This window comes from Sorangium sp. So ce296 (genome assembly GCF_051529605.1).
Classification (GTDB): Bacteria; Myxococcota_A; Polyangia; order Polyangiales; family Polyangiaceae; genus Sorangium; species Sorangium cellulosum_D.
Genome location: NZ_CP150325.1, coordinates 8,580,983 through 8,607,812, shown reverse-complemented (window position 1 = coordinate 8,607,812; position 26,830 = coordinate 8,580,983). Strand labels below are relative to the sequence as shown.

The following is a 26,830-nucleotide window of genomic DNA, read 5'->3' as shown; positions in this document are numbered from 1 at the left end:
ATCCGAGATCTCCGCAGCTCACTCCGCGGCGGGAGCCATCGAGAGCTCCGCGCGCCCGCGCGAGATGTCGCCGGCGACGACGTCGGGCGCCGGGAGCTCCGCCGCCGCGCCGCAGCCGCGCTCGGCGATGTCGCTGATGCGCTGGCAGATCAGGTTCATCATCTGCCAGCCCTCGATCAGCGCGCCCCGGAGCGGGGCGATGTCGAGGCCGGGGAGGCTCTTCAGGAGCTCGTACCCGAGCCTGAAGTGCTCCGCGTCCACCTCGGCGTGCGTGGCGAAATAGTCCGAGTCGGGGAAGATCTGCTGGGCGGCGCTGAGGAGGATGTCGGCGCAGCGCTCGATGACGAAGTGGATGAGGACGGTCCGCTCCTCGGTGGACGCCGAGCCCATCCGCTCGATGAACCACGACGACGCCGCGGCGATGCCCCGGTCCCAGGACGGCGAGGACGGCGGGCCGTGCATCCGGGCGAGCCGCCGGTTGTGACCGACCTCCTCGGCCAGATGACGCTCGGCGATCGTGATCGCGGCGGGGTGCGACTCGAACACGACCCTGGCACACAGGACCTTCTGGAAGGCGTTCGACCAGATCTGGAGCGCGCCGAGCATCCGTCGCTTCACGTCGTCGCCGAGCGCGCGCTCCGATCGGATGAGCTGCATGAGGGGGCTGCCGGCGAACTCCCGCGCGTGGGCCTCGTTCTCCTCGACGAGGCGATCCAGAGGAGACTCCGATCGATCCGGGGGAGCGCCGCCCGGGGCGGCCGTCGCGCACAGGCACGGCGTGTCCCAGCCGGCGTCCTCTCCCTCGAAGTGGATGGATATCGCGGAGAGCCCGTCCGGCGCCGCGCCGATGAGCCCCTGCAGCCCGCCGGGAGGCACCAGCACGACGTCTCCCGCCTGGACCCTCCGGACCGAGCCTCCGATGACTTCGCCCGAACCGTCGGTGATGACGATCATGCCTTTGCCGGGGAGCTGACGAGGCCTGATCGGCTGACCCGGGGCGAGGCGCACCCATCTCAGGGAGAGGCGGCACGCCTCGGGCAGGAAAGCCGAGAGCTCCTCGTGTTTCCGGATATCCCTGAACAGCCCGAGCAGGGTGCGCTCATCCGCCTTGAGAGACTCTATCGCGGGGATGCTGGCTGTGTTGACTACGCGCATCGACACTGTCCTCCGGATGACTTCGTGATGCGGTGACTCTGCACGGCTTGATCGCTCGTGTCCAGACGGCACACGGCCACGAAGCGAATCCCAGAGACATAGAGAAGAGAGAGAGCCTGTAGTTCGATTCAACGCCACTTTCTCTCCTGCTCGCGTGCTCGCGCGCCGTGGCCGGTCCGCGAGGATGGTTTCACGCGGCGCGTCGCCGAGCTCCTCGAGGCGAGCGCGTCATGCGGGCGCCGGGAGCGGGCGGGCGCTGCACAGCGCCCTGCGCCGGCTCGGGATGAGGCAGAATGCCGGGCATGAGTCAGCCGCAGCTCGCACCGACCATCCGCCGCGCCACCGAGGCAGACCTGCCGGCGGTCGTCCAGCTCTTCTCGATCCAGGACGAGGGCATCCTGAAGACGGATCACCCCGGTCCACCGCTCGATCCGCGCTACCGCGAGGCGCTCGCGGCGATCGCGGAGGATCCGAACAACGCGCTGCTCGTCGCCGAGGTCGAGGGGCGCGTCGCCGGCGCATTCCAGCTGACCATCATCCAGCACGTGGCGTACCTCGGGGGACGGGTGGCGCAGGTCGAGAACGTGATCGTGGATCCGAGCCTGCGCAGCCGCGGGGTCGGCGAGGCGATGATGCGATGGGTCATCGACGAGGCGCGGCGGCGGGGGTGCTTCCGCGTGCAGCTCACGTCGACCAAGGTGCGGCGGCGGGCGCACCGGTTCTACGAGCGGCTCGGCTTCGTGGCGAGCCACGAGGGGATGAAGCTGAAGCTCACGTGATCTCGTCGGTCGAGCTGTCGGCGGATCAGCCCGGAGCTCAAGGAGCGCATGCAGGGCAAGTCGTGCTTCAACTTCGAGACGAGAGAGCCCGCGCTCCTCGGCAACAGGGGCGCCGGCTCAGCGGCCTGCCGACGCGCGCCCGCTCACCGCCCGCCCACGAGGAGAGGCTCCCCCTCGGCCCCGAGCAGCGACAAAGGGAACACCTGCGCCCCGGCCAGCACGTCGGCGCAGTACGACTCCGCGTCGGGGCCGCGCAGCGGCAAGGCCCGGAGCTCCTTCAGCGTGACCCACCGCGCCTCGAGCGAGTGCTCGTCCGGCTGGCTCTTCGGCGGCGTGCCGTCCGCAGGGCGCGCGAGGAAGATGACCCGGAAGCGCGACTCGTAGCGGCTCGGGCTGTGCTCGACGCGCAGGATGCCCTCCAGCTCCACCGGGACGCCCGTCTCCTCCAGCGCCTCGCGCCGCGCCGCCTCGGCGAACGTCTCCCCGGGCTCGACGCGGCCCGCCGGCAGATACCAGAGCTGGCCGTGCTTGCGCTCGTGCACCAGCAAGAAGCGCTGCTGGAGCCTCACCAGCACGACGGCGAAGCACCAGGTCGGAATCGGCGTGCGGGACATGATCGCTCCGGCCGACAGCTTATCCGGAAAGGCCGCTCGAAATAAGATGCACGCGCCGCGGCGCAGGGCGGCGCGACGACGGGCCGCTGCCCCGCGGAGGCGCTCGCCCTCGACGCGGATCCCGCGCGAGGCGAGGTTCTAGGCGCCGCCGTCGCGCTGAAGACGGCGGCGGCCGTGAAATCGAGGCACGAGCGGGCGGCACCGCGTTTGCTCCTACCGCCTGTGACGGAGCGATCGGCGCACGGCTCGACGCCGTGCGCGGAGCGCCGCGTCGGACAACGCATCGCGGGAACCGCCGTGTCGACGCGGCGCCGGCCCGCGTCGCCGCCCGCCGCCCTCGCGGACGCCCCAGCGCCTCTCTGCGCTCTCCGCGAATGCCGAGCTCACCGGAGGAGGAGGAATCCATGCTCAAGCGCCCGTGTTTCAGGTGGATGTCGCTGGCGTGCGGGGCCGTCGCGGCCTGCAGCGCCGGAGGCGGCGAGCGCCGCGGCGACGCGCCGAGCCCGCCGAGCGAGGCGACGTTCTCCCAGGTCGAGCGGCCGCCGAGGCTCGCGCTGCGCCTCGACCGCGTCGTGTACGATGCGGGCGACGCGCTGTCGGCGACGCTCGACCCGGGGGGCGTCGACCTCGGCCCCGGGCCGCTGACGATCGCCCTCGCGGCGCCCGAGACGGGCGACGTGGAGCTCCTCGAGCTCGTCGCCTCGCGCGCCGGCTTCGCCTCGACGGCCCCCCTGCGCGTCCAGGCCGACGGGGGCGGCGCGCTCAACGACGGCGTGCTCAGCGCGCGGCCCGGAAAGCTGTTCTATGCGCAGTACTTCGTCGACAAGACGCGGGCGCCGCAGGGCGCGCTCGAGGAGGACGTGGTCTTCGACTTCGCCTTGCTGGCGGACCCCGCGGCGGCGGCGCCGACCGTCGACGCCGGCGTCGCGATGAGCGACGACGAGGGCCGCGCAGGCGCGAAGCCGCACGGCACCCTGCTCCCCAGGGGAGGGCTGCCCGTGCAGATCGCGACGCGGGAGCTCATCCTCTACCCGGCCGACGGCGACGAGCTCGAGGCGTTCCTGAGGGACACGGGCGGGAGCGTCAAGGCGACGCTCGAGAGCGACGAGGAGGGGGGCCGCGACGCGGTGCTCGTCGAGGTCGACCCGAGCCGCGAGCGGGCCTCGGACGCGGCCGCGCTGCGGGCGCTGCTCGGGGAAGACGATCCGCTGTACGCCAGCGACGCGGGCGCGCTGCAGATCGCCTCGCTCGCCATGAAGCTGCAGCTCGACGGCTACCAGGTGGGGGTGAACCCGCGCTTGCAGCTGCAGGGGGCGCCCGTCATCTCGGCGACGGAGGAGGGGCACCTCACGCACTCGATGAAGATGACCCCGGCGCGAGGCAGCCCGCTGCCCTGCGTGCCGGGGGACGCGAGCCGGCCTTGCGTGGAGAACGTGCCGGCGGTGTGGGCGTTCAACGCGCTGTGGGAGATTGACGAGGAGCGGATCAACGTCGCCGTCCTTGATACGGGGTTCGCGCCGACCGACGATCTCCGCTGGCCGGACCGCGGCGATGTCGTCGCGTGCGACATGACCGCGGGTTGGTTCGGCGGCGTCCGCTGCGGGCCCGGAGCCGCGTGGGGGCCGCCGACCGTCGGCAACAGCTTCTTCGGCAAGCGATCGTGGCACGGGACCGGCGTGGTCGCGACGATCGGAGCGAAGGTGAACAACGGCGTCGGCGCGGCGGGCGTGGCGGGCCAGGTCGCCGTCCCGATGCTCTACAAGTACGACGCGGCCGCGTACGCGTTCGAGATCGGGCGCGGCGTCAGGCTCGCCGTGTCCCAGGGGGCCTCGGTCGTGAACATCAGCGGCGGGTACCCGTGCCGGATCCTCACGAACCTCGGCCCCGACGTCGACATCTGCGCGCCGGAAGGCCGCCTCGGGATCTGCGGCGTCGTCCTGGCGGGAGCGCACGCCGCCGCCGCGGCCACGTGCGCGGCGGCCAGCGCGATCCCGATCGTCGGCGCGATCGCGTGCGCCGCCGCGGTGGGCTCGGCCGCCGTCGCCACCGCGGCCTGCGTCGCGACGCTCTCGTTCGGCGACCTGAAGGGCCCGATCAGCGCCGGCGTCCGCAGCGCGGCCGCCGCGGGCGTCCCCGTGGTGACGATCGCCGGCAACGCGCTGTCGCGCGGGTCGCTCCCCGCGGTGGTGCGCGACCTCGTCGACCTGAGCGACCCGAGGACGGAGCGCTGGGGCATCGTCCCGGCCATGATCCCCGAGGCGATCGTGGCGGGCGCCGTCGGCGCGGGGCTCGACAACGCGGAGTTCTACGGAGACCGCGTCGACATCTGGGCCCCCATCCGCACGGCGTACCTCGCGCCCGAGGGCGTCGACGACATCGACGCTCCGCGGGTGCGCCGCGAGCTCGGCGGCACGAGCGCCGCCGCCCCGTTCATCGCCGGCGTCATCGCCAACATGCAGGCGGCGAACCGCCGCCTGAACCCGCGATCCGAGGGCCTGAGCGCGGCGGAGCGCTCCCGGATCGTCGCGCGCATCAAGGAGATCTTGCTGTCGCCGGACAACACGTTCAGCAACGCCGAGCTCACGGCGCTCGGCTACGCCGACCAGCCCGATCGGCGCCGCAAGCTGGTGAACCCGCTCGCCGCGGTCATGGCCGCGGCCGACGTGCCGGACGTGGCCGCCCTGGGGTTCTCCGATGCGTCGCTGAACTTCAGCGAGCTCCTCGCGCGGAACGACACCGCCGAGACCGCGACGCCGCTGCCCTTCGGGCGATCGGTCAGCGGGACCATCCTGACGTTGCCGACCGACCGACCGGTGACCGCGGCCCCCGACGTCGACTTCTACCGGCTGCAGCTGCCGGCCTCCCCGGCCGCGCCGCAGGAGGTCACGGTGACGCTGGAGATGCCCGACGCGACCGCCTACGGTCATGTGACGATCGTCCAGGGCCGGCTGCTGGCGGTCAGCGCTACGTCGACGCAGCGCACGTACCGCGTCGTCGCCGAGGCGGGAGAGCGCATCGAGTTCGCCGTGGGGGCGGCGATGGGCGAAGACAACGTCTACAAGGTCACCGCCTCCGCGCCGATCCCGGCGCGGCCGGTCGGGCGCATCACCCAGCCGGCGAGCGCGGTGGAGGTCTGCGCGAACGAGGAGATGACCTTGATGGCCGAGGTCCTGTTTCCGGGGTTCGGCTCGGTGGTCGTGCCGGACGCGCGGATCCGGTGGCGCGCGAACGGCGCGAGCCACGGGACGGGCAGGTCGCTCACGACGTCGTTCGCGGAGGGGACCTCTCGCGTGGAGCTCCTCGCTTACGACGATTCGGCGCCGCTCGACAGCGTGCTCATCTCCGCGAGGACCTGCACGGACGACCCGCCCGCCGCGAGCATCGTGGCGCCCGCCGGAGACCTGGAGCTCGAACCGTGGGACGGCTACGACAGCGAGCGCTCCAGGTGGTTCAAGGACGTGACGCTGGTCGGCTCGGCGATGGACATCGAGGACGGCCCCCTGAGCGGCGAGAGCCTGGTCTGGACCACGGACCGGACGAACGATCAGCCGGCGGAGCTCGGGAGGGGGAGCCGCGTGGTCGCGCGGCTGTACTCGGGGGAATGCTTCGGCGACACGCACAGGATCACGCTCCAGGCGATCGACTCCGGAGGAAACCGATCCGCGCCTGCGACGCGCACCGTGACGATCTGGCAGGTGTGCTGATAACCGCAGCAACACGGTCGCCGTGCCCACGGAGCGCGCGATCAGCGTCATCCACCGTGGACGGGCGAATCTCGAGGTCGTGGATTTCGGCGGCCCCGAGGTCACGTGAACGGAGCGCGAGGTGGCGCGGCAGAACCTCACCGCGATGCACATCGACGGAGGCCTTCAGGACGTCGGCTTCCCCTTCGCCGCATCCGGCGCTCACCCAGCGCCGGACAGTCGTCGATCGCAAGCTGCACAGCATAGCGCGTGCGTCGCGCCCGCGCTCGACGGGTTCGTGCGCGCGGAGGCGCGCATCGTCTCGTGTCTCGTGATCGCCTCGCGCCTCGCTCTTCTAGCGCTCCTTCTCCATTCCGGCAGGAGCGCACCTCTCGGCGGTACCCGATCGCATCGCGGCGCTATGCGGCGCTACGCGGCGCGATGAAAGAGCCCCCGCGCGCTCTTTCGAGGTGAAACGGGTAGTCTCGCAAATCTTCGTATGATATTTGCCATGATGGAGATACTTCTTTGGCACACGTGGGAAGCGAGTTGTCCGCAGCCGATGGCGGGATGCTCCGCATATCGGCATCTCATGTAGGAGACTCTCGCCCAGCATCGCCGAGCTGCTTCGATTCGGCGGGGTTGGCCTGGAAAGGTGCCGTCACACGCTGTCTCGGTTCTTTGCCGCGGCAGCTCGCGTCGCGGCCGCGGCGCTTCACAGTGCGGTGCGCGTCGCCAACGTCGTGACTTGTTGATGCATCTCGGAGAGCGGTGTCATGACCCTGAACAGCATGCTGGCTTTTGCGCGGTGGTCCGGCGGGTGCGCCATTGCGGTGCTCGGGCTTGGGTGTGCCCAGATCTTCGGCTTCGACAAGAGCTACGGGCTCGGGCTCGATGGCGGAGGCGCGGGCGCGGGAGGTGAAGACAGAGGGGCGGGAGGCGACGGCGACGGGGGCGCGGGAGGCGAAGGCGCGGGCGCCGGAGGCGAGGGCGCGGGAACCGGAGGCGGAGGCGCGGGGACCGGAGGCGGAGGCGGGGGCGCGGGCGGTGACGGCGGAGGCGGAGGCGCTGGAGCTGGTTGCGTAGAAGAGCCGCCGACGGGCGAACCCATGGACCTGTCGCTGATCGACGATATGGAGGACGGCGACGGCACCATCATCCCCATCGACGATGCCGAGACCCCCCGGCGAGGGGCCTGGTTCGTGGGAAGCGATGGACTCGGCACGCAAGAGCCCGGAAGGAACGAGACGTTCTTCATGACGTCCATCGAACCACCGCGCGGCAGCAGCCTGTCCGCCGCGTATTCCGAGGCGGACGACAAGTTCACCGACTGGGGAGCCCTCTTCGGCTTTCGTCTGAACAGCAATGAGACGGAGACAAATCCGGGCGTCTACGACGCCTCCGAGTTCCGTGGCATCACCTTCTTCGCCCGTGCTGACAACGGCTCCTCGACGAAGGTGCTCGTGGACGTCGTCGACGTGCAGACCTGGAACAAAGGCGGCGTCTGCACCAAGTGCGACGACCATTTCACCAAGATAGTCACGGTGACGCCTTGCTGGACTCAGTACAAGGTAGCGTTCTCCGAGCTCAAGCAGTCAGGGTGGGGCCAGGCGTTCGCGGCGGTAGATCTGACGAAGGTCTGGGGCATCCAGTTTCGCTTCGGCGCGCGCAGCCCATACAAACTCTGGATCGACGACGTGGCGTTCTACAGATAGGAGCGGAGCGGAACGGCCCGGGGTTCGGCCTGGTTCATCGTCACGGCCAGCGGCGGTCGCGCTTCAGGTGCTCACGCAGCGCGCCTAGCGCGGCCTCGTCCATCGCGCCGAGCGACGCCTCGCGATCCGGGGAGAGCGTGATGCCGAGCAGCTCACACAGGTCCCGCACGGCGGCGCGCAGGCCTGCGGCTCGCCCCTGCTTCCGGCCCTCGTCCAGCACCGCGTCGAGACCGTCGTACCCCTTGCGCTGCAGCAGGTTGCGCAGGGTCGCCTCGTGCGCGGCGCGCCGGTCGTAGAGCGCCTCGACCGGAACCGCGTTCCGGAGCACCCCGGGCGCCTCGAGCGTCTCGCCGGCAACCGCGACGCGCGCCGGCTGCCGCACCTGCGGCCAGGCGCGCGCTGCCGCTCGCGCGGCGGGCGCCAGCGGAGGCGTCGCGCGAGCCGGGAGCGGCGCTGGCGCCGCATGCGTCGCGGATGCCGCCGCGTCGGGCTCGGGTGCGTCGGGCGCCGCCTCATGCACCTCGACCCGCCGCGTCCCGTGCAGCCGCACCACCCAGACCCAGCGCGTCCCTGCCGCCAGCAGCTCCTCGATCTTGCGCTGCAGCTCCGCCTCGTCCTGGCCCGTGTCCGCGTACTCGACCGCGAGCGGCGGCGCAGCCGTCGCCCACCCGGGCTCGTCGGGGATGCTCCCCACCACGATGTCCGGCGCCCGCAGCATCTCCGGCCTCGGCGAGATGCCGATGTCCACGCCGGCGGACTCGACCGCTGGATCCGTGTCCAGCACCTCGCCGCCCACCAGGTTGCTCCGACCGCCGCGCCGCCCGGTCGGCAGGCACTCGACGAGGCGTCCCTCGGACAGCTCGTACGGATCGCCAGGGCGGAGCTGGTCGGCGGTCACGGGGGAACGGGGCGGCGCGCTCATGGGATGTTTCATACCTCCTTGTTCCGGGGAGGCGCACGCGATGATGTCGGTTTTTCGATCCGGCGGGAGCACTTCCGGCGCGGAGCAGCGTTGGACGAGCCGTGGAGAAAGCTACCGAGGAATCGTCACGCCCGCCAGGGCGCGCAGCGTCGTTGCAAGGGCGGAGAGCGGGATCCCCGAGAGCGAGACCTTGTCGCGGGCGACCTGGGCCTCGACGTCGGGGCGGCGACGTCGCGGAGGGCGACGGTGGCGGGCGGCTCGCCGGCCCCGTCGGAAGGGCTGTTGGAGGGCTCGCGCTCGACCGCAGCTCGTAATGCAGAAGCCGGCTCGCCCGTCGACGCGACGCTCGCACGCCGCTGGACGCGAGGATGCGTATTACGCGTCACCTCCGTCCATCGTCACGGCGAGCCGCGGGAGCAGCTGCCCGCAGCCGGTCGCGATGAGCGACGCCACCCTCACGGCCGCACCGGCCAATCGACGCGCGTCGGCACGAGCCGCGGCTCGTTGGTCCCGTCGCCCAGCTCGCCGTTCCGCTTGTCTCCCCAGCAACGCATCTCGCCCGTGCGCCTGAGCGCGCAGCTGTGGTCCGCCCCGAGGGCCAGCTCGATCACGTCGGTCAGCTCGAGCGGCTGCGGGGTGAAGGCCGGGTCCTGCGTCCCGTTGCCGAGCTGCCCCTTCGTGTTGTCGCCCCACAACAGCACCTGTCCGTCGGCCAGCACCGCGCCGGAGTGCCTCGCGCCGAGCGAGAGCCGGATCACGCCCGCGAGGTCCGGGATCTCGCGCGGCGCCGCCTCGACGTTCACGGTGCCTGTCCCGAGGCGGAACTGCGCGCCCTCGCCCCAGCAGGAGGCCACGCCGGTCGCCGGCGCGGCGCACGTGTGCAAGGCGCCCGCGGCCGTGATCGCGACGCTGGTGAGGCCGGCGATGGTCACGGGGACGCTCGACGGCGCGGCTCACGCGCTGCGTCCGCTCCGACGGGTGAACGCCGATCGCGCCGCACGCGGCGCGCCGCGCTCGGGCCGACCTCGGCCCATCGAGCGGCAACGCCGTGACTTTGCCCCCAGTTCCAGCCGGCGCCCGGACAGGTTAGGGTGACCCCACCTTCAACGGGAGGTCCGCGCCGTGAACGACGTCGATTTCGCCTTCGCCTGGGAGGGCGCCTCGGAAGCAGCTGGGCCCTGGCGACACCTGCAGGTCGTCGAGCTCCGCGGCAGCGAGGCGATCTCGAGCCTGTACCGCTACGAGCTCACGCTCGCCGCCCACGAGCCGGCCCCGGTCGTGGACCCCGAAGAGCTCATCGGGGCCCGGGCGACCCTGCGCCTCACCACGCACTCCGAGCCGGCCTACCGCGTGGTGCACGGCATCATCACCGAGGCGGAAGAGCTCGCGCCGATCTACGACGGCATGCTCTACCGCGTGGTGCTCTCGCCGCCGCTCGCGCGCTCGATGCACCGCACCCGCTGCCGGATCTTCCTCGAGAAGACCACGCGCCAGATCATCGACGCCGTGCTCCAGGGAGACTCGTCGCTGCACCGCGACGACGGCGCCTCGATCGAGCCCGACGGGGGCGACGCGGTCACGTTCCAGACGGCGCGGGAGCTCTATGCATGGCGGGTGACCGACCCCGCCCGCATCGACGACGTGGCCACGCGGCCCTACTGCGTGCAGTACAACGAGAGCGACCTCGCGTTCGTGTCGCGCCTCCTCGAGGAAGAGGGCATCAGCTACCACTTCGAGCACGGCGACAAGACGTGCCTCCTCGTCCTCGCCGACGCCGACGGCGGCAGGGCGCGCCTCGCCCCCTTCGCCCCGCTCGGCCCGGGGGTGCTCGGCCGCGAGATCGCCACAATGAAGCTCGGGGCGCGCCTCCGGCCCAAGAAGGTGTCGCTCGTCGACTACAACTGGAAGAAGCCCGCGCTCGACATGGCCGTCACCACGACGGCCCAGGAGGACGGCGAGGCGCTCGTCGACCACGAGTACCCGGGGCGCTACCCGGACACGCCCGACCAGGGGCGGCCGCTCGCCCAGGCGAAGCTCGATCGGCTGACCGTGGAGGCGAGCTACGCCGTCGGCGAGGGCACGGCGCGGATGCTCGGCGCAGGCAGCGTGTTCGCGCTGGACCACCCGATGGCGCGGTACGACGGGGAGTACCTGGTGACCCGCGTCGAGTCGCGCGGCGAGCAGCAAGGCACGCTGCCGCCGGAGCTCTCGGGGCGCTTCGCGCTGCAGGGCGTGCCGTTCACGGCGCGGTTCGAGTGCGCGCGGCGCGGCAAGAACGGGAGCGTCGCCGAGTCGCGCTTCCGGCCGGCGCGCGTCACGCCGAAGCCGCGCGTGCAGGGGACGCAGACGGCGTTCGTCACCGCGGAGCCGAGCGCGAAGGGCGCGGAGATCCACGTGGGCGGCCCGCCCGGCGCGGAGATCGGCTGCGTGCGGGTCAAGTTCCACTGGGACCAGGACGCCGAGCGGCTCGCGAAGGAGCCGTCCTCGTGCTGGGTGCGCGTGAACCAGGTGTTCGCCGGCGTCGGCGAGGGCGCGGTGTTCCACCCGCGCGTCGGCGTCGAGGTGATCGTCGACTTCGAGGAGGGCGACCCGGACCGGCCGATCGTCGTGGGCCGCGTCTACAACGGCCAGAACCGCCCGCCGGGCGGCGCGCCGACCGTGAGCACCTTCAAGACGATGACGAGCCCCGGCGGCGGCACCCACAACGAGCTGCGCTTCGACGACACCGCCGGCAGCCAGCAGATCCTGCTGCACACGCCGATGAACTGGAACAGCGAGGTCGGCAACGACCGGAGCGAGCAGGTGGCGGCGAACAGCGGCTCGTCCGTGGGCAGCAACCGCAACGAGTCGACCGGCGCGAACCGCAGCACCATGGTCGGCGGGAACAACTCGGAGCTCATCGGCGCGAACGAGTCGACCACCGTCGGCGCGAACCAGAACGTGACCATCGGCGCGAACCAGACGGTCTCCGTCGCGGCGAACCAGACCCTCACCGTCACCGGCAACCAGAGCGCGAGCATCACGGGGAACCAGGAAGAGAAGGTCACCGGCAACCGCTCCGGCGACGTCACCGGCAACGACACGCTCACGGTCACCGGGACCCGGAGCGTGACCGTGACCGGGGCGCAGACGACGTCGTACCTGGCCACCCACGAGGTGAGCGTCGCCGCGAGCCAGAAGATCAACGTCGGCGGCGAGCAGACCGTGGCGGCGACCGGGCCTCAGGGGCTGAAGTCCTCGGCGAGCCAGAAGATCGAGGCGCCGTCGCAGGAGATCAAGGCCGACGGGGTGCAGGCGCTCAAGTCGACGACCCTCGCGGTGAACGCGTCGAGCACGATGAAGGTCGACACGTCGCTCTTCGATGTGAACGGCTCGACGCTGGAGCTGAAGGGCGGCCAGATCCTGATCAAGGGCGGCCAGGTGGTCATCGAGGACGGCGAGATCGCCATCAAGGGCGGCAAGGTCACCGTGAACGGCTCGCCGATCGAGATGGACGGGGGCGGGATGGTCCAGGTGACGGCGGGGCTCATCAAGCTGAACTGACGGGACTGACGGAACTACGGAACTGACGAGACCGACGGCCGCGATGCGCTTCTCGAACGACACGCCGCTGCCCGCGGCGATGCTCCCGAACGCGGAGCAGGACGACCGGGTGACGGCGATCTTCCTGGCCGCGATCACGTACCGGATCGCCGGCGGCCGGCTCGCCCTCGCGCCCGCCCAGCGGCCGCTCCTGCTCGACCCGGCGCTTCCGTACCCGCACGACGGGATGCTCCAGAAGAGCGTCGCGTCGGTGTGCGCGACGGGGTTCGTCTACCCGAGGGAGGGGCGCGCGCGCGAGGCCACGGCGGTGCTGCGGGTGGGCGATCGCGACGCGGCGATCGTGGCGTACGGGCAGCGCGTGTGGCAGCGCTCGGTCGGCGGAGGGCTCGCGCCGAGCGCGCCGCTCGCGTTCGAGCGGGTCGAGATGAGCTGGCGCAACGCCTACGGCGGCGTCGTGCAGGAGCCGGCGCGGGTGGTGTCGCTCGGCGACGACGACGGCGGCGGCGAGGCGTTCGTCCCGGAGCACGAGAGCGGGTATCCGCACAACTTCGAGGGCAAAGGGTTCATCACCGACGCGGCGCGCGCGCAGGACCAGCCGCTGCCGCAGCTGGAGCACCCGGAGCAGCTCATCCGGCGCTGGAACGACCGCCCCGAGCCGGTCTGCTTCGCCCCCTACCCGCTCTGGGGCGGCCTGCGCGCGGCGCACGTGTGGCACGACCAGCAGTTCGACCAGAGCGGCGCGAGCAAGCTGGCGAGCCGAGCGGCGCCGCGGACGACGTTCGACGCGATCGCGCCCGGGACGCGGATCGCGCTCGGCGGGATGCGGCCCGGCGGGGAGGCGCTGGTGTTCGAGGCGCCGGCGCCGCCCGTCGCGGTGACGGTGGCCGTGGGCGGCGCGTCCGAGCGGCTCGTGCCGGCGCTCGACGCGGTCGACATCGACGCCGAGGCCGCCGAGGTGCGGCTGCTCTGGCGCGCCAGCGTGAGCTACGGCCTGGTGCAGCTGGAGCACCGGCGCGCGCGGCTCGAGGCGACCGAGGCCTTCCCGCGCGGGTGAGGCAGGAGAGGGGCGGACGTGGCGCACAACTTCCACGACATCAATGGCTGGCTGATCGTGGGCCTGGAGATGCACCAGGGGTTCCACATCTTCCCGCCGGCGCCGATGAAGTTCTTGAAGCTCGTGCTCCTGCACCCCTTCACGCTGGGGGACAAGCAGAAGCCAACGGTGCTGTTCAACGGCGTGCCCTCGGTGGCGCACCAGCACGAGCCCAAGTTCCTCTGGCCGCACCTCGGGATCGTCCCGGATCCGCTAGACGCGCTGACGCCGCTCCACATCCTGTTCGGCTCGCACAAGTGCTGGCTGCCGCGCGGCGCGGTGGAGATCTGCGGGGAGAAGGCGACCTGCTGCGTGATCGGCGGGCCGGTGTCGCTCAACGCGGACTGCTGGGACATCGGCCGGTGGCCGACCTCGCTGGTGCTCAACCCGGGGACGGTGCAGACGACGCCGACCTTCGGGGACTTCGCGATGGGGGCGGTGACGCTGGCGATCGACCTGGTGCTCGACCTGCTGTTCGAGGGGGCGGCCAAGATCGCGGGCGGGCTGCTGCTGAAATTCGGCGGCAAGGTGCTGAAGCCGCTGTTCAAGAAGGGGAAGGACCTCGTCGGCAAGGGGCTGCGGGCGGCGACCAAGCAGATGGGGAAGGCGGGGAAGGCCCTCGGGAAGGGGGCGCGCGCGCTCAAGGGCAAGGCGGCGTCGGCGTTGAAGAACGCGAAGTGCTTCTTCACGGGGCACCCGGTGGACGCCACCTCGGGGACGGTCGTGGACCGCAAGGTGGACCTCTCGCTCCCCGGCGCGATCCCGCTCCTCTGGGAGCGTCATTATTCGTCGGCCCGCGCGCTCGAGCGAACATCGCTGGGGCGGGGCGGGTGGACGCACAGCCTCGAGCAATGGATCGAGGCGGACGAGGAGCGCATCACGCTCCGGGACGAGCAGGGACGCGACGTCTATTTTCCCCGCATCGCCGCGGGAGAGAGCGCGTTCCACCGGCCGGACCGGCTGACGCTGCGCGCCGAGCAGGGCGGCGGCTTCTCGGTCTACAACCATGCGTCGCGCCTCACGCGACGTTTCGCGCCGGCCGCGCCGCAGGGCAGGGCCTGGCTCCGCGCGATCGAGGACGCCCACGGCAACGCCATAACGCTGGAGTATGCGGGAGAGCGGCTCCACCGCGTCGTCGACACGGCGGGCCGCGAGGTCCGCGTCAAGATGAGCCACGGCGGCCGCATCGCCCGCCTCGAGGTCTGGGCCGAGGGCATCCTCGAGCAGTGGGTCGATTACGCCTATACCAAGATGGGCGAGCTCGCGAGCGCGACCGACGCGCTCGGACACGCCGAGCATTACGGCTACGACGAGGATCATCGCATGGTGAAGACCACGCTGAAGAACGGCGTGAGCTTCTATTACGACTACGATCCCGAGACCGGCTGGTGCAGGAAGACCTGGGGCGACGGCGGGCTGCACACGGTCGAGCTCCGGGTCGATCTGGAGCAGCGGATCACGTGGCTGACCGGCAACGAGGAGCCGCGGATCCTGCGCTGGAACGAGGACGGGATCGTCGTGCGCGAGGAGACGCCGGACGGGATCGTCCTCAGGACCTGCGAGGTGGACGAGGACCAGTACGTGGTCGCCGAGGCGAACGGCGCCGGCGAGGCGACGCGGTACGAATACGATGCGCGGGGGAACAAGATCCGGGAGATCGATCCTGCGGGGAATGTGACCCAGTGGGAGCTCGAGGATGATTTGCCGGTCGTGTGCGTCGGGCCCGACGGGCTGGCGACGAGGTACGAACACGACGCCAGCGGGTCGCTGACAGGCGTCGTTTATCCGTCGCGGCAGCGCTATGCGCTGAGCTATGACGAGCGCGGACACCTGCGCGCGATCCGAGGCGATGAAGGGGTGCTCGTGTCGTTCGTGGTGGACCGCCGGCACCTCGTCGTCGAAGAGGTCGACGCGCGCGGTTCGAGGAAGCTGTACGGCTATGACCGGCTGGGGCGCGTCGCATCGCGGACCGACGCGCTCGGCAGGACGAGCAGGGTGACCTACGATCGCCTCGGTCGACCGCTGGTCGTGCGGTATCCGGACGGAACCGAAACGCAGTCGGGTTACGACGCGCTCGGCAACCTCTGCCGCATCGTCGATGCCCTCGGGCAAACCACGGAGCTGGAGCACGCCGGGACGGGCGTGCTCACCCGGTTCGAGCAGCCCGACGGGCGCGCGTGGTCGTTCAAGTACACCGCCCGAGAGAAGCTCCAGCGCATCACGAACCCGAGAGATGAGGCGTACGAGTTCACCTACGACGCCGCCGGGAGGGTGACGGAGGAGAGGACCTTTGACGGGCGCGTGCTCCGATACAGCTATTCTGCGGGCGGGCGCTTGACCCGGATCGACTACCCGGACGGGGGCTTCCGGTCGTTCTCTCACGACCCGCTCGGCAAGGTCGTACGGGAGGACGCGACGGACGGCTCGATCCAGTTCGATCGCGATTCCACAGGGCGGCTGCTCGGCGCGGCGGTGGAGCAGGGCGGGGAGCGCATCGTGACCCGCTTTGAACGAGACGCGCTCGGACGGGTCGTGTCGGAAACGCAGGGCGGGGGGACGCTGCGCTACGGGTACGACGCGCTCGGGCGCCGCGTCCAGCGCGTCATGCCCGACGGGGTGACGACGCGGTATGCCTACGACGCGCTCAACGATCTCGTCCATGTGGAGCACGACGGCCATGGGCTCGTCATCGAGCGGGACGCGCTCGGCCGGGAGAAGTCGCGGGGCGACGCGGAGGGGCGCGTCTCGATCCGAAGCCAGTACGACGCGATGGACCGCATCATCGAGCAGCGCGCCGACGTCCGCGCGCCCGGAGGGGGCGCGCCCACGGCGGCGGTGCAGCGGCTCTGGCGATACGACCCGCTGGGCCGCGTCGAGCAGGTCAGGGACGGCCGCTGGGGGGCGACGAGCTACCGCCACGACGCGATAGGACAGCTGATCGAGGCTCGGCGTGGGTCACACCGCGACGTCTTCGAGTACGACGCCGCCGGAGCGGTGTCGATGATGCTGGAGGGGCTCGACCAGAGCGCGCCGGACGCACAACGAGCGACGTGGGAGATCGGGCGGGGAGACCTGCTCCTCCGCACCTGCCGGGCGAGGTATGCCTACGACGGGCGAGGGCGGCGGATCATGAAGGTACAGCAGGGGGAAGGGCAGGAGCCCGAGCGGACGGACTATGCTTGGGACTGCCGTGATCGCCTGCGAGAGGTGCGGCTGCCCTCCGGAGAGAGGGTCGTCTTCAGCTACGACGCCTTCGGGCGGCGGACGCGAAAGGAAGTCTTCGACGCGCGCGGCGATCGGCGGCGCGAGGTGCGCTTTCTGTGGGACGGTGACGTGCTGGCGGCCGACATCGACAGCGAGCAAGGATCCCGCTGCTTCGTCCACGCTCCAGGGACGTTCGTGCCTCTGCTCCAGTCCGAGCGGGGGGAGGTGTTCAGCTATCTCAACGATCACGTCGGCGTGCCCAAGGAGCTGCTCGACGCGAACGGGCGGGTGGCATGGTCGGCGGCGCACTCGGCGTGGGGTCGGGAAATCGAGGCGTTCGCTGGGCCGGGGCGCGAGGGCGAGGCCGGCCGAGGGGTGGCGTCGCCGTTCCGCCTCCTCGGGCAGTACGCGGACGAGGAGACTGGGCTTTGCCTCACGAGGTTCCGGTACTTCGACCCGGAGGTGGGGAGGTGGTGCAGTCCGGATCCGTTGGGCCTCGCCGGTGGAGGCGACCCGTTCGGCTTCAACGCGGCGCCGACCTGGGCCGTCGACACGCTGGGGCTGGATCCGACCCCTGAGCAGATCGACCACGCCGTGAAGAACATCCCTGGGCTCACGGAAGATCAGGCGCGTCTGATCATGAACGAATCCTTCAAGCGCAACTCGTCCGCGGTCTTCGGGGGAAGCAGGATACGCGGGAACTTCAGGCCGGACAGCGATCTCGACGTGGGCTTCGGCGGGCTGTCCAAGGCCCAGGCAGGCAAGGTCATCGACAAGGCCAACGAGCTCGGCCCGCTGAGCATCGAGACGACGCGCATCGTCCCGGGGAACGGAACCAGCAACATTCCTGTCATCGAGAGCCCAGAGGAGTTCTTCATGCGAGAAGGCGTCCGTTCCGATCCTGGGCGCGTCGGAGAGCGGTTCGTCCCATCCGGGTACATCGCGTATCATCCCGACGGCAGGATCGTGGACGGCAGGATCAGGTGCTGACGCTGGAGGATGTCACATGAAGCTGCGGTGCTTCGTGAACGGAAACCCCACGGCCTCTGGGTCGCTCACCCGCCGCCCGATGAACTTCGGGCAGGGCTGCCCCGGCCTCCCCGCGCACGCGTACCGGATCGAGGCCGAGACCGGCGGATTCCTTGCTGCGATGCGGAGGGAGCTCGCTCAGCTCCGGGAGGAGCTCATCGATGATCTTCCTTATGACGCGGAGTCGGAGGAGGTCCGCGCTCTCCAGGCGCTCGACTGGCCCGCCCTGGAGGATCTGTTGCGCCTCGACGCAGGGCTCCTGGAACGAGTCTTGTCCAAGTACTTGATCCAGGAAGTCCTCGACACGCTCCTGCCCCATCGAATCGAGGAGCTGGTGGCTCCTGCCTACGCCATCGACAGCGTGTCGACGTTGCAGATCGGCCCGGCGCTCCTGCGACTCGAGGGGATCGCCTACCCGCTGGCCGCCTGATCACCGACGCCCCGGACCCAGCGACCTTCGAGGCGCTCGCGGCGACGCCCCCGTCACCTGCACCGTGAGCCACGGAGGCTCACCACCGCCCCCACGTCACCCCGAGCTTCGTCTCCGCGAGCTGCTCCTCCGCGATCGGCGCGAGGAGCCGGACCGCCCCGCACCACGTCAGCGACACCGTCCGCCGCTCCCCGTCGATGCGGACGGTCTGCAGCACCGCCTCCGGCGTGAAGATCTTCGGCGCTCCCGGCGGCCGCACCGACAGCGCCGGCGCCTCCCCGGGGAGCGCGAACTGCACCTCCGGCTGCCCCTGCACCAGGTACTTCAGGATCACGAGCTCGTCGCCCCGCAGCCGCTCGGTCGCCAGCCCCGGCGCCGCGCCCTGCGCGAACCGCGGCAGCACCTCGTTCTTCCGGAACGGCCCCCCGAGGTCCGCCCCGTCCGCGAACGCCATCTCCCGGATCGGCTTCGCCGGCGGATCGTGCTCCAGGAAGGCGCCGAGCCCCCGCATGATCCGCGGGTACCAGGTGTGCGCCACCCAGCCGAGCCCGCCCGAGGCCGGCGCGTCGAGCCACGCCCGCGGCGCCTGCACGAAGAAGCGCGACGCCGCGAGCGGGTCCCCCGGGTCCTCGATCTGCGGCAGGAGCTCGCCGTCGGCCCGGTCCCGGTCCACGTCGAGGAAATACCCCCGCCCGACCTTGTTCCGCGGGTAGGCGAAGACGCCCTCCTCGCGCGGCGAGGGCTCGACCCGCCGCCCCTTGCGGCGCTCGGGCGGGTCGAGCTCGTCGTGGGCGTACGCGTCGTAGCCGCCGTAGGCCAGGTCCCACGACAGCGGCACGCTCTCGAACGGCGCCGGATCCGGGAAGCGCACCTGCCCCTCGAGCGAGACTTCCACCCGGCGCTCGCCGAGCACCCGAAGCACGCGCGCGCTCCGCCCCGCGGCCACGCCGACCATGAGCTCGCGCACCTTGCCCGGCGCGTGCGCCCGGCCGGTCACCACCACGTCGGTGGCCGGCTTCGGCGGGAACAGGTCCATGTCGTCGCGCAGCGTGCGGTAGCGGTCGTGCTGGTCGGTCTCGATGTCGGGGTCGATGACGACCGGCGCCTGCTCGTCCGCGAGCGTCACCCGGCCGCCCGCGAAGGAGTAGGTGCGCTTGGCCACGCAGACCATCCACACCTTGCCGTCGTGGCTCTTCGCGCACCGCACGGCCTGGGTCACACGCGGGGAGGCCTCTGCGCTCATCGGGCTCCTTGCAGGGTCGCGTCCGACGGGTATCTCCGCCCACGCGCGCACGCAAGGGCGAGGTCCGGCGCGCGCTCGCGGCTCACCGCGCGCGGCGCCCGACCCTGCGCTACGATGCGACCGTGACGGACGCGCCCGCCCCTCTCCCCCCGCAGCCTCCCTCGCCGCAGGATCCTGCGCCGGAGGGTCCTCCGCCGCAGGCCGGCGCCCTGGCGCCCGCGCCCGGCGCGGAGCTCGCGCCGCCCGCTCGGGTGGTGCCCCTCGCCTCGGGGCGCTCCATCGAGATCGCCGAGGAGGGCGCCGGCGAGCGGATCCAGATCCGCGCCGCGGCCGGGCAGATCCTTGTCTCCATCCGGATGACCGACGACGGGCCGGTGCTGTCGCTCACCGGCGCGTCGCTGGAGATCGCCGCCGCGAAGACGCTCTCGCTCTCGTGCGACACGCTGCAGATCCAGGCGGCGCAGGACGCCGCCATCGAGGTGGGCGGGAGCCTGCACGAGCGGGTGCGCGGCAGCGCGGTGCGCGAGGCCGGCCGGAGCGCGCGCACCACGGCGCGCGAGGTGAAGGTCGAGGCGTCGCCCGGCGGCGTGGAGATCCGGGCCAACGACGACGTCGACATCGTCGGCGAGCGGGTGCGGCTCAACTCCGAGGATCCGCCGATGCCGCTGTCCTGGGAGGAGTTCCGCGCGCGCCAGGCGCTCGCCGGCGGCCCCGGGCAGCCCGCCGCACTGGCCGCCGGAGAGGCGGCGCCGCGCGCGCCGGACGAGCGCTCCCGCCCCGGGGGGTGAGCGCCGGGCTCACTCGGTCCGCAGCTTGTCCAGGAGCGCCATCAGCTCGGCGGAGAGCGCCATGTTGCCCGCGGCCTTCTTCGTCCACACCCGCACGATCGGCATCAGCGCCGCCCGCTGGATGGCGAGCGCGTCGAGGACCTCGCCGGCCGCGCCGCGCTCCAGCCCCACCGCGATCCGGGCGTACTCCTCCAGGGCGATCGGGCCGCGGAACGCCTCCACGGCCGCCACGTAGGCGGCGTCGTGCGCGGCGCGCAACCGGCCGCCGGCGCGCGCGTCCTTGTCCAGGAGGGCCCGGAAGCGGCGCTCCACCGCGTCCCAGGCGCGCTCGCCGAGCCCGTGCGCGCGCAGCACCTCCGGCCGCGGCGCGCGCCGCTCGGCGATCTCGGCGGAGATCGCCGCGAAGCGCTCCACCGGCACGTCCTCCGGTCGCACGGCCGGCTCCGGCGCGGGCGCGGGCGCGGCGAGCGGCGACGGGGGCTCCTTCGCGAGGCCGGTCGCCGAGCTCGGCGGCGCGGAGGGCGGCGGCGCGGAGGGCGGCGGCGCGGAGGGCGGCGGTGCGTTCGCCTGCGCCGCGGCCGGAGGCGGCAGCGAGCTCGACAGCCGTTGGCCGAAGAGCGGGGGCGGAGAAGGCGGCGGCGCGCTCGGCAGCGGCTGACCGAAGAGCGGGGGCGGAGGCGGCGGCGCGATGCCCGGGTCGGGGACAGGCGCCGCCGCGGCGCGCGCTGCCTGGAACGGCAGCGGCTCCGCGGGCACAGGCACGAGGCCCGCGCTCAGCGTGCCCGGCGTCAGCGTGCGCGGCGCCAGGGTGTCCGCACCCTCGTCGAGGGCGCTGGCCGCGGCGCCCGGCCGCGGCTCGGCGGGCGCCGGCGGGAGCGGCGCCGACGGCCGGTCGCTCGGCGCCGCCCCGGAGGGCCGCGCGGGCGCGCCGCTCCCCTCCCCGGCCGCGCCCTGCGCCGCCGGCGCGAAGGGCAGCGCCGACGGCGCAACGAACGGCAGCACGCCGGAGGAGCCCGCCGCGCTCAGATCCGGCACGAGCGTGCTCACCATCGCCGCCGGCAGAGCTCCGCCCGTCGCCCCGGGCGCGGGCGCGCCGGCGTCGCCCCGCTCCGGCGCGCTGGCGGCGACCGCCGGCATCAGCGTCTCCGCCAGCTCCGCCTCGGCCGCCGGCCGCTCCGCGGTCACCACCACCGTCACGTCCTCGGCCGCGTGCCGCAGCGGCACCGCCCCGCGCCACGTCAGCGTGCAGATCCCGCGATCCGCGTCGATCCACAGCGTGTCGCAGCGCAGCCGCATCTCCTGCGGCGCGGCGTCGCCGCGGAGCAGCGACGCGCGCGGGATCACGCCCTCCAGCACGGTCGCGAGCTCGGGGTGCTGCGGGTGCAGGTGCGCGAGGACGAGCCGCTCGCCCGCGGGCAGCTGGTCGAGCTGCTGGTCGGGCGGCGCCGCGTTGAAGTAGCCGGGATCGATGTCCTCCGGCAGCGGCCGCTCCGCCCAGGCGTCGTGGCCGAACGTGGCGGCGTGCCGGCGCAGCCTCGCGGCCCGCTCGGGCCACGACGGCGCGATCGGCCCGAAGCCCGCGGGCGGCAGCGGCTCCGCCGGGCCGCGGAGCTCGGCGCCGGGCGGCAGGAGGCTCGGCGCCGGCCGGAGCCCGCGCGCGTCGGGCGCCGCGTTCGCGGGGATGCCCACCGGGTTCCAGCCGTCGCGCCCGCGCGCCGCGCGCTCCCACCGGAGCGACGCCCTGTCGAACGGCGCGGCCGCCGTGAGCTGCCCGCCCGCCGTCCACGCGCGCTGGCCGTGCACCTCGATCCGTTTGTCGATCGCGCCGATCGCGAGCCGCGCCACGAGCGAGGCCGCGGGCTCGCCGTGGGGCGCGTGGGCGTGGCCGACCACGAGCACGTCCACGCGGCGCTTGAACGGCGCGAGATCGCTCGCGGCCCACAGGCTCGCCCGGGGGTCGTCGCCCCACGGGACGTCCACCTCCCACGGCGCCTCCTGCGCGGGCGCGAGGCGCGAGCGCCCCGGCTCGAGCGCGAAGGTCGCCTTGCAGACCACGGTGAGCGCGAAGGCCTCGGGGCGAGGCCGCCAGACGAGGGACGCGACGCGGAGCGGGCAGGTCGAGGAGACGCGCACGTCGGAAGCTTATCGCTCCCGGGCGGCCGGTGACGGCGCGCGATGCGCCCGGCGCCGCGCCGGCGCTACTCCTGCCAGAGGACGCCGAGCTCGATCTCCACGGCGTCGAACGGCGCCGCGCGCACGGTGACGTCGCCCTCCCACGCGCCCATGCGCGCGAACCGCCCGCCGTCGATGCGGAAGACCTCGAGGCTCCGGAGCCGCGGATCGATGAGCCAGTAGTGCGTCACCAGCTCGCGCGCGTAGATCTCCATCTTGTCGCGGCGGTCGACCGCCTCGGTGGACGGCGAGATCACCTCGCACACCCAGTCGGGCGCGAGGAAGATGGCCGCGTTCCGCATCGGGATCTGCGGCATCCGGTCGCGGCGCCACGCGGCGATGTCGGGGATCACGATGTCCGGATCGGTGCCGAGGTGCAGCTCGGGCTCGACCAGGAGCGCCCACCGGCCGGGCCCCTTGATGCCCCGGCGAAACGGGAGGTAGAGCTCGCCGGCCAGGACCGACGTGACGTTGCGGCAGGACAGGGACGGCCGCGGCGTCGCGTGGAGGACGCCGTTCAGGATCTCCGCCACCTGGTTGGGGGGCGTGTCAAGGACATCCTGGTACGTGGCGCGACGACCGTCGGACATGGTCGGAACTTAGCACGCACGCCGCGCGCAGCGGCTCACGTCGCGAAGATCTGACGCGCGTCCTGGAACGACTTGAACTCGAGCGCGTGGCCGCTCGGGTCGACGACGAAGAGCGTCGCCTGCTCTCCCGGCTCGCCGACGAAGCGGATGTGCGGCTCGATCAGGAACGCGACCCCGAGCCCGCGCAGCCGCTCGACCAGCGCGTGCCAGGCGCGCCACTCGAGGATGGCGCCGAAGTGGCGCACCGGCACGTCCTTGCCGTCGACCGGGTTCGTGGGGAGCACGGCGCCGGGCTCATCGACGAGGTGGGCCGAGATCTGGTGGCCGAAGAAGTCGAAATCGATCCACCGGTCGGCCTCGCGGCCGACGCGGCATCCGAGCACGTCGACGTAGAAGCGGCGGGTCGCCTCGAGGTCCGAGACCGGGAAGGCGAGGTGGAACGGCGGGGCCTGGGTCATCGAGGTCCTCCCTGTGCGGCGCCCGCCATCGTAGGGGAGGCGGCGGCCTCGGGACAGGCCCGCCGCCGGGCCGGCGCCGCCCGCCGGCCCCTCCGCGCCGCCGGGCGCCGCCTGCGGGCCTGCCGCCGCCCGCCCCTGGACGCCCCCGGGACCCCGGCCGGGGCGCCCCGGGGCGGGTCGAAAATGCCCGAGCAGCCCCCCGGTCGCCGCGGCTTCGTTGTAGATTCCGCCGCCATGAGCGAAGCCGCACCCTCTCCCAGTCAACGCCCCCGCCCGCTCGTCCTCTGTATCCTCGACGGATTCGGCGAGCGCGAAGAAAAGGACCAGAACGCGATCGCCCTCGCGAAGATGCCGAACCTCGACGCGATCAAGCGCGACGCGCAGACGACGCTGATCGGGACGAGCGGCCCCGACGTCGGCCTCCCCGTGGGGCAGATGGGCAACAGCGAGGTCGGCCACCTGAACTTCGGCGCGGGGAGGATCGCGCTGATGGACATCTCGCGCATCGACGTCGCGATCGCCGAGAACAAGCTCGGCTCGAACGAGATCATCGACCGCACGTTCCGCATCGCGCAGGACCGCAAGTGCCGGCTGCACCTGTTCGGCCTCGTCTCGGACGGCGGCGTGCACTCGTCGCTCGATCACTTCTTGGCGCTGTTCAAGCTCGCGAAGTTCCACGAGGTGCCCGTGGTCCTGCACGCGTTCCTCGACGGGCGCGACACGCCGCCGAAGAGCGCGTGGGGGTACGTCGAGAAGGTCCAGGAGGCGCTCGAGGGCGTCGGCGTCATCGGCACCGTGTCGGGCCGGTACTACGCCATGGACCGCGACAAGCGCTGGGACCGCGTGACGAAGGCCTACACGGCGATCGTGCGCGGCGACGCGCCGCGGGCCGACACGGCGTTCGACGCGATCCAGCAGTCGTACGCGCTCGGCAAGACGGACGAGTTCGTCGAGCCCGTCCGCATCGGCGACTACAGCGGCATCAAGGGCGACTTCATGGCCGACTTCGCCTCGAAGGAGGCTCGCTGGGAGTGGTTCGGGGAGGAGGTCGGCCTCTCCGTCAACTTCAGGCCGGACCGCATGCGCGAGATCTCGGCGATGCTCACGCGGCGCAACCTGCCGCCCGAGGTCGAGGAGCTCCTCACCGATCGCGGCAAGCCGGTCTACGCCTTCCAGGAGCACTGCTACAGCTGCATGACCGAGTACGACGCGGCCCTGAAGCTGCCGGTCGCGTTCCCGAAGGACGAGGTGACCGACTCGTTCCCCGAGGTGATCTCCCGCGCCGGGCTCACGCAGCTCCGGTGCGCCGAGACCGAGAAGTACGCGCACGTCACGTACTTCTTCAACGGCGGCCGCGAGGAGACGTTCCCGGGCGAGGACCGGAAGCTCGTGCCCTCCCCGCGCGACGTCGCCACCTACGACAAGAAGCCCGAGATGAGCGCGGCCGGCGTCGCGAGCGAGGTCGTGGCCGCGATCAAGAGCGGGAAGTACGACTTCATCCTCGTGAACTTCGCGAACCCGGACATGGTCGGGCACACGGGCATCCTCGAGGCCGCCATCCACGCCGTCGAGGCGGTCGACAAGGGGATCGGCGACATCGCGGGCGCCGTGCGCGAGGCCGGCGGCGCGCTGATGATCACCGCGGACCACGGCAACTGCGAGCAGATGAAGGACGATCAGGGCAACCCCCACACCGCCCACACGCTGAACCCGGTGCCGCTCTACTACCTGAACAAGCACGACGCCGGCGTCGTGCTCCGTTCGGGCGGCCGCATCTGCGACGTGGCGCCGACGATGCTCGAGATCCTCGGCATCCCGCAGCCCGCGGCGATGACGGGGCGCTCGCTCCGCGTTCGACAGCGCTAAGTGGGCGCCGCGGAGAGGCAGCTCGGCCCGTACATCCTGCGCGAGGCCGTCTCGTCGCGGGCGCTCACGGTCACGTACCGGGCCGAGCACGTCGAGCTCGGCCGGGCGGCGCTGATCAAGACGCTGAAGCCCACGGTGTCGGCCGCGAGCGCGTTCGCGGCCGGCCTCGAGCGCGAGGCGAAGATCCTCGCGCGCATCCGGCACCCCAACATCATCGACATCCACGATTTCCAGCGCGACGAGGACCGGATCTGGCTGGTGCTCGAGCCGCTCTCGGGCCCGACGCTCGCGGAGCTGTGCGCGCGCGCCGGCCGCCTCGACGAGGGCGCGGCGGCGGCCATCGCGCTGGAGATCGCGCGCGGCCTCGGGCACGCGCACGAGCGCGGGGTCGTGCACCGCGAGCTGCGCCCGGAGCGCGTCGTCGTCACGGCGCCCGGCGGCGTGAAGATCCTGGAGTTCGCGGCGGCGTTCGACGGCCGGCTGCCGTCGCTGCCCGAGCCGTTCGAGGGCAGCGACACGTTCGCGCGGCCCGACTACATGGCGCCGGAGCAGATCCTCGGGGCGGAGACCGGGCCGCAGGCCGACGTGTTCGCGCTCGGCGTGGTCCTGTTCGAGATGCTCGCCGGCGCGCGCCCGTTCGACGAGCCGAAGGTCGGGCCGGCCGACGCGGACGCTGCGGCTTCCGCGTCCCGCGCGTCGCGCGCGCCGCGCGAGCGCGAGGAGGACCGGTGGGCGGAGGGCCGGGCCGTCGCGCACCGCATCCGCAGCGCGCCGCCGCAGCCGCTGCGGGCGCTCGCGCCCGACGTGTCGCGCGGCCTGGAGCGGGTGGTGCTCCGGTGCCTCGAGAAGGAGCCGGAGCAGCGCTACGAGAACGGCCGCGCCGTCGCGGACGCCCTGGCCGAGGAGCTCGCCGAGCGCGGTCACGCGCAGCCGAGGGCGCTCATCGGGAGGGCGCTCGCGGCGGCGAAGCTCGGCGGGGACGAGCTCCCGCCCGCGCACGTGCCGTCCGTCCGCCCGGCCGCCGAGCGGCGCCACGCGCCGTCGCTCGCGCCGGACGCGGTCCGGCTGCTCGGCATCTTCGCGCTGGTCGTCGTGGGCGGCGCGCTCATCGAGCTCGGCTTGCGCGAGCACGACGCGGTCGGCCCGCCCAGCGCCGAGGCCAGGCAGCCCGGCGCGCCGTCGGAGGGGCGCGGCTACCTGAAGGTGCTCGCCAGGCCGTGGGCGGAGGTCGTCGTCGACGGGGAGCTCGTCGACGTGACGCCGATGGCGCGGTCGATCCCGCTCCAGGCGGGGCGGCACTACGTCACGTTCCGCCACCCGAACGCGCCCGAGGAGAAGCGCACGATCACCGTCTCCGCCGGGCAGACGGTCACGCTCGACGTCAGCATGCGGATCGACCGCAGCGCGCTCGACGCGGGGGCGCCGCCGGTGGAGGACAGGGACGCCTCACCCTGAGGCGCGGCGCCCGGGGAACCGCCGCGCCGGCGCCGGATCGCTCCGGCGCTCGAGCCCGTCGGTCGACCCGGCGATCGTCGCATCGGCGGGA

At 72.5% G+C, this 26,830-nt stretch carries 19 protein-coding genes; 11 read left to right on the top strand and 8 right to left on the bottom strand.

Translation table 11 applies throughout. The features are described from left to right. Positions 1-18: 18 nt before the first annotated feature. On the bottom strand, positions 19-1,155 hold the full coding sequence (locus WME98_RS31745; RefSeq protein WP_437945453.1) for a hypothetical protein: 1,137 nt from the start codon (positions 1,153-1,155) through the stop codon (positions 19-21). A 302-nt stretch (positions 1,156-1,457) separates the two neighbouring features. On the opposite strand from WME98_RS31745, the gene WME98_RS31740 reads away from it, so the two are divergent. After that, on the top strand, positions 1,458-1,934 hold the full coding sequence (locus tag WME98_RS31740; protein WP_437945452.1) for an N-acetyltransferase family protein: 477 nt from the start codon (positions 1,458-1,460) through the stop codon (positions 1,932-1,934). Positions 1,935-2,077: 143 nt separating this feature from the next. On the opposite strand, the gene WME98_RS31735 is transcribed toward WME98_RS31740, so the two are convergent. After that, positions 2,078-2,548: an NUDIX hydrolase gene (locus WME98_RS31735; RefSeq protein WP_437945451.1), complete on the bottom strand. Its 471-nt coding sequence runs from the start codon at positions 2,546-2,548 to the stop codon at positions 2,078-2,080. Positions 2,549-2,952: 404 nt separating this feature from the next. Between WME98_RS31735 and WME98_RS31730 the strand changes: the two genes are divergently transcribed. From WME98_RS31730 to WME98_RS31720, 3 genes are all read left to right on the top strand, one after another. After that, positions 2,953-6,252 carry a S8 family serine peptidase gene (locus tag WME98_RS31730; protein ID WP_437945450.1) on the top strand — a complete coding sequence of 1,100 codons (3,300 nt, stop codon included), beginning with the start codon at positions 2,953-2,955 and terminating at the stop codon, positions 6,250-6,252. 897 nt (positions 6,253-7,149) lie between these two features. Further along, positions 7,150-7,317 (top strand): hypothetical protein, encoded by a 168-nt coding sequence (locus tag WME98_RS31725; RefSeq protein WP_437945449.1) that lies wholly within the window; start codon positions 7,150-7,152, stop codon positions 7,315-7,317. A gap of 23 nt (positions 7,318-7,340) precedes the next feature. After that, entirely contained in the window at positions 7,341-7,946 is a 606-nt protein-coding gene (locus WME98_RS31720; RefSeq protein ID WP_437945448.1) for a hypothetical protein, read from the top strand. A 40-nt stretch (positions 7,947-7,986) separates the two neighbouring features. On the opposite strand, the gene WME98_RS31715 is transcribed toward WME98_RS31720, so the two are convergent. Together WME98_RS31715 and WME98_RS31710 are read right to left on the bottom strand one after the other, a co-directional pair. Then, positions 7,987-8,880 carry a Uma2 family endonuclease gene (locus tag WME98_RS31715; protein ID WP_437945447.1) on the bottom strand — a complete coding sequence of 298 codons (894 nt, stop codon included), beginning with the start codon at positions 8,878-8,880 and terminating at the stop codon, positions 7,987-7,989. A gap of 443 nt (positions 8,881-9,323) precedes the next feature. Further along, positions 9,324-9,800, bottom strand: coding sequence for an RCC1 domain-containing protein (locus tag WME98_RS31710; RefSeq protein ID WP_437945446.1), 477 nt, complete (start codon positions 9,798-9,800; stop codon positions 9,324-9,326). A 190-nt stretch (positions 9,801-9,990) separates the two neighbouring features. Here WME98_RS31710 and WME98_RS31705 point away from each other — a divergent pair, with 190 nt between their 5' ends. From WME98_RS31705 to WME98_RS31690, 4 genes are read left to right on the top strand one after another with little or no spacing between them, the layout of a single operon-like run. Then, the gene (locus tag WME98_RS31705) at positions 9,991-12,411 is read left to right on the top strand and encodes a type VI secretion system Vgr family protein (RefSeq protein ID WP_437945445.1); all 2,421 of its coding nucleotides are present in this window, start codon (positions 9,991-9,993) and stop codon (positions 12,409-12,411) included. Between the two features lie 43 nt (positions 12,412-12,454). Next, on the top strand, positions 12,455-13,465 hold the full coding sequence (locus tag WME98_RS31700) for a DUF2169 domain-containing protein (protein WP_437945444.1): 1,011 nt from the start codon (positions 12,455-12,457) through the stop codon (positions 13,463-13,465). An 18-nt stretch (positions 13,466-13,483) separates the two neighbouring features. Further along, the gene (locus tag WME98_RS31695; protein WP_437945443.1) at positions 13,484-17,698 is read left to right on the top strand and encodes a DUF6531 domain-containing protein; all 4,215 of its coding nucleotides are present in this window, start codon (positions 13,484-13,486) and stop codon (positions 17,696-17,698) included. A 16-nt stretch (positions 17,699-17,714) separates the two neighbouring features. After that, positions 17,715-18,167, top strand: coding sequence for a hypothetical protein (locus WME98_RS31690; RefSeq protein ID WP_437945442.1), 453 nt, complete (start codon positions 17,715-17,717; stop codon positions 18,165-18,167). A gap of 79 nt (positions 18,168-18,246) precedes the next feature. Here the strand turns inward: WME98_RS31690 and WME98_RS31685 are convergent, their stop codons facing one another. Then, the gene (locus WME98_RS31685) at positions 18,247-19,410 is read right to left on the bottom strand and encodes a DUF2169 domain-containing protein (RefSeq protein ID WP_437945441.1); all 1,164 of its coding nucleotides are present in this window, start codon (positions 19,408-19,410) and stop codon (positions 18,247-18,249) included. Positions 19,411-19,532: 122 nt separating this feature from the next. On the opposite strand from WME98_RS31685, the gene WME98_RS31680 reads away from it, so the two are divergent. Continuing rightward, positions 19,533-20,198 carry a hypothetical protein gene (locus tag WME98_RS31680; RefSeq protein WP_437945440.1) on the top strand — a complete coding sequence of 222 codons (666 nt, stop codon included), beginning with the start codon at positions 19,533-19,535 and terminating at the stop codon, positions 20,196-20,198. 9 nt (positions 20,199-20,207) lie between these two features. Here WME98_RS31680 and WME98_RS31675 read toward each other — a convergent pair whose 3' ends face one another. The 3 genes from WME98_RS31675 to WME98_RS31665 all read right to left on the bottom strand — a co-directional run bounded on the left by WME98_RS31675 (position 20,208) and on the right by WME98_RS31665 (position 23,418). Then, positions 20,208-22,331: a DUF2169 domain-containing protein gene (locus WME98_RS31675; RefSeq protein WP_437945439.1), complete on the bottom strand. Its 2,124-nt coding sequence runs from the start codon at positions 22,329-22,331 to the stop codon at positions 20,208-20,210. A gap of 65 nt (positions 22,332-22,396) precedes the next feature. Then, entirely contained in the window at positions 22,397-22,960 is a 564-nt protein-coding gene (locus tag WME98_RS31670) for a Uma2 family endonuclease (protein WP_020733487.1), read from the bottom strand. Between the two features lie 35 nt (positions 22,961-22,995). Next, positions 22,996-23,418: a VOC family protein gene (locus tag WME98_RS31665; protein WP_061623374.1), complete on the bottom strand. Its 423-nt coding sequence runs from the start codon at positions 23,416-23,418 to the stop codon at positions 22,996-22,998. 234 nt (positions 23,419-23,652) lie between these two features. Here WME98_RS31665 and gpmI point away from each other — a divergent pair, with 234 nt between their 5' ends. Together gpmI and WME98_RS31655 are read left to right on the top strand one after the other, a co-directional pair. Beyond that, positions 23,653-25,284, top strand: coding sequence for a 2,3-bisphosphoglycerate-independent phosphoglycerate mutase (gene gpmI, locus WME98_RS31660; RefSeq protein ID WP_437945438.1), 1,632 nt, complete (start codon positions 23,653-23,655; stop codon positions 25,282-25,284). After that, positions 25,285-26,739 carry a serine/threonine protein kinase gene (locus WME98_RS31655; RefSeq protein ID WP_437945437.1) on the top strand — a complete coding sequence of 485 codons (1,455 nt, stop codon included), beginning with the start codon at positions 25,285-25,287 and terminating at the stop codon, positions 26,737-26,739. The last annotated feature ends 91 nt before the right edge of the window (positions 26,740-26,830 follow it).

What these genes read in the sequence shown, in the direction of transcription:
- WME98_RS31745 (WP_437945453.1), bottom strand. Translation starts at nt 1,155, where the DNA reads ATGCGCGTAGTCAACACAGCCAGCATCCCCGCGATAGAGTCTCTCAAG.
- WME98_RS31740 (WP_437945452.1), top strand. Translation starts at nt 1,458, where the DNA reads ATGAGTCAGCCGCAGCTCGCACCGACCATCCGCCGCGCCACCGAGGCA.
- WME98_RS31735 (WP_437945451.1), bottom strand. Translation starts at nt 2,548, where the DNA reads ATGTCCCGCACGCCGATTCCGACCTGGTGCTTCGCCGTCGTGCTGGTG.
- WME98_RS31730 (WP_437945450.1), top strand. Translation starts at nt 2,953, where the DNA reads ATGCTCAAGCGCCCGTGTTTCAGGTGGATGTCGCTGGCGTGCGGGGCC.
- WME98_RS31720 (WP_437945448.1), top strand. Translation starts at nt 7,341, where the DNA reads ATGGACCTGTCGCTGATCGACGATATGGAGGACGGCGACGGCACCATC.
- WME98_RS31715 (WP_437945447.1), bottom strand. Translation starts at nt 8,880, where the DNA reads ATGAAACATCCCATGAGCGCGCCGCCCCGTTCCCCCGTGACCGCCGAC.
- WME98_RS31700 (WP_437945444.1), top strand. Translation starts at nt 12,455, where the DNA reads ATGCGCTTCTCGAACGACACGCCGCTGCCCGCGGCGATGCTCCCGAAC.
- WME98_RS31690 (WP_437945442.1), top strand. Translation starts at nt 17,715, where the DNA reads ATGAAGCTGCGGTGCTTCGTGAACGGAAACCCCACGGCCTCTGGGTCG.
- WME98_RS31685 (WP_437945441.1), bottom strand. Translation starts at nt 19,410, where the DNA reads ATGAGCGCAGAGGCCTCCCCGCGTGTGACCCAGGCCGTGCGGTGCGCG.
- WME98_RS31670 (WP_020733487.1), bottom strand. Translation starts at nt 22,960, where the DNA reads ATGTCCGACGGTCGTCGCGCCACGTACCAGGATGTCCTTGACACGCCC.
- WME98_RS31665 (WP_061623374.1), bottom strand. Translation starts at nt 23,418, where the DNA reads ATGACCCAGGCCCCGCCGTTCCACCTCGCCTTCCCGGTCTCGGACCTC.
- gpmI (WP_437945438.1), top strand. Translation starts at nt 23,653, where the DNA reads ATGAGCGAAGCCGCACCCTCTCCCAGTCAACGCCCCCGCCCGCTCGTC.